Raw genomic sequence first — 2,629 nt, forward strand, 5'->3', positions numbered from 1 at the left:
GGGGACCCGCTCGTCGGGTCCGTTCTTCCCGAAAAGACCTTTTCCGGAGGGACGTGCTCGTCACGTCCGTCTTTCAACGTTGGATCATCCGTGGCCTTTCGGCGGGGACTAAAGTCCCGCGCCGAAAGCGGGGCTAAAGCCCCGCACTCCATATCTCGCAGGGCCCCGCTCGTCGGGCGTCTTCTATCAATAACATTTGGACAATCCGCACCCTTTCGCCGGGTGCCCGGGTGCGTGTCGCCGTGGCTCATGGCGCAAGCAGGGAAAAGGGAAACACTGGAATATTACGCAGAACCCAATAGGCTGTGATGAGCCCCAGCAATCCCCAGCCCCGCCACGGTTGTTTGAACCAGTTCGGCCGCAGGAACAAAAGGACCACGACGGGCAACATAAGTACCATGAGTGGGTTGAGATCCACAGCGCGAAGAAACTGCGCATGGAGCAGGGCATGCGTGGCTCTTAGCGAACCGCATCCCGGACAGTACATGCCGGTGAGATAGTGAAAAGGACACGGTGGAAAGAGCCCACTCTTCGCCGGGTCGAAGTGGTAAAGGAGAAATACTCCTGCCCCAGCAACGGAAAACCCGACGGCAACACGCGCGGGCAATGGCAGAAATGAGAACGGACCGCCGTGGTGCTCAACCCCCATGGCCCTGAGCCATCTGAGCAAGGACGACGAGAAACAAATAAGCCAGCGTTGCTGCAAGCCCGATTCCGAACGAAAGCCACGTCCAGAAGCTGGCCTTTTTAACATTTTCCATGGCCTGGGCATAATTGCCACTCTTGGCCGCGCTGTTTGCCTGCACCGAATAGACGATCGCCACAATACCAAATGGCAGACAGCACAAGAGGGTCACCAGGATGGCCCACGGAAGATAATTGGGAACATGTTGGTAGGTGGGCGGTGGATAGGCCTGGGCATAAGGCGGCGGATAAGGGGGTACCCGCTGCTGCGCTGAATAATTTTGCAGGAGCTGGCCGCACTGCGTGCACACAACAGCATTATCGGCGTTGAGGGCACCACATTTCGAACAGTACATCGGTATCTCCTATCGCGCTTATCAACTTTTAGCACTCAAGCAGACGCTCCCGTTGCAAAAACAACGTCACTGGATAGTCCAGCAACTTTCAGCCCATGTTTATCAACGAATTTCCCTCAAAAAGCCCCTCGGGCCGCACGCTATCTTGCATTCGTCAATAGAAGAGGCAATATCAGAATGGCCCCTTCATCGATACGTTTCATTCCCCGTCGCAAACTCAATATTTTATTCCCCTCATACCGTGCAATGGTCAAACTGATTTGCATCGGAAAAGATGCACGGCGGAAACTATGGGCAAGTTTACACAGAGTACGGCGACTGTCAACCGGTTGCCTTTCCGACCCCTCCGCGCGTTTGGAAAAACCCGTGACCTACCACGAGCGCAGTGTCTTAGACGGGCCATTCATGAATGGCCCAACAAAATCGGAGGGACCTGCTTGTGACGTCCATTCTTTCCGAAAAGACCTTTTCCGGAGGGACGTGCTTGTCACGTCCGTCTTTCAACGTTGGATCATCCATGGCCTTTCGGCGGGGACTGAAGTCCCGCGCCGAAAGCGGGGCTAAAGCCCCGCACTCCATATCTCGGAGGGACGTGCTCGTCGGGTGTCTTCTATCAATAACATTTGGACAATCCGCACCCTTTCGCCGGGTGCCCGGGTGCGCGTGTCGAAATGGCCGACTGACCGGATCACAGGCAACGCAGGAAGGCCGTCAAGGCCTCTTTCTCCTCCTTGGTCAGTTTTGTGCCCAGCACGAGATTGTGGAATTCGACCGTATCCTCGATGGTCAGGAGACGACCGTCGTGCAGATACGGCGGCGAGTCCTTCAGACCTCGCAGCGGGAATGTCTTGATCGGTCCGTCTCCGGTCATCATGTGGCCATTGACCATATGCGGCTCAAAGAATCGCTCGGTACGGAAATTGTGCATGAGGTTGTCCGTGTAGTAGGGCGGCAGGTGACAGGTGGCGCAGCGTCCCTTGCCGAAGAATACTTCCTGTCCTCGCAGTTCCAAAGGCGTGGCTTTTTCCGGATCAAGTAACCCGAAGACATTGAGCTTGGGCGCTGGCGGAAAGTCCAGGATGGCCATGAATTCCGCCATGAAGTGGACCTGGCTTCCGCGTTCCAGAACGTTGACACCTTTCTTGGTGGCAATCACTGGATCACCATCGAAGTAGGCGGCACGCTGTTCGAATTCCGTGAAATCTTCCACGGTTTTAAGGGCCCGCTGCGAGCCAAACAACCGCTGAATGTTCACACCCCGCAAAGACGGCGTGTCCAGACGGTGCCGAAATTCCTGCGGGCGAATATCGCCGACAAGATGCGTGGCGCCATTCGTGTGCCCGTTGACATGGCAATCGAAACATGTGACACCCATGCTCGGTTTGAGACTCCTGCGGTCGTCGGTCGCATTGAACTGCTGTTGCGGGAAGGGGGTCAGGAGCAGTCGCAACCCTTCGAGCTGTTTAGGATTGAGAATGCCGTTGAACAGCTCAAAGTAGTTCTGAAGTGTCACCACTTTGCCCTGAGACACGTCTCCGAGATCGGGACGCGTTGTCAAATAAATCGCCGGCGGATACTCGGGCAGGAAG

At 55.9% G+C, this 2,629-nt stretch carries 2 protein-coding genes and 1 pseudogene; all 3 read right to left on the reverse strand.

Annotation, left to right across the window (positions count from 1 at the left end):
* Positions 1–247 precede the first annotated feature (247 nt).
* On the reverse strand, positions 248–649 hold the full coding sequence (locus tag H5U08_RS15310; protein WP_095413755.1) for a DUF2752 domain-containing protein: 402 nt from the start codon (positions 647–649) through the stop codon (positions 248–250).
* The gene (locus H5U08_RS15315) at positions 639–1,040 is read right to left on the reverse strand and encodes a CD225/dispanin family protein (protein ID WP_095416720.1); all 402 of its coding nucleotides are present in this window, start codon (positions 1,038–1,040) and stop codon (positions 639–641) included. The genes H5U08_RS15310 and H5U08_RS15315 overlap by 11 nt, the downstream gene beginning before the upstream one ends.
* A gap of 688 nt (positions 1,041–1,728) precedes the next feature.
* Positions 1,729–2,629, reverse strand: a pseudogene (locus H5U08_RS15320) (cytochrome B6); the annotation flags it as partial.

This window comes from Thermogutta sp. (assembly GCF_014359955.1).
Classification (GTDB): domain Bacteria; phylum Planctomycetota; class Planctomycetia; order Pirellulales; family Thermoguttaceae; genus Thermogutta.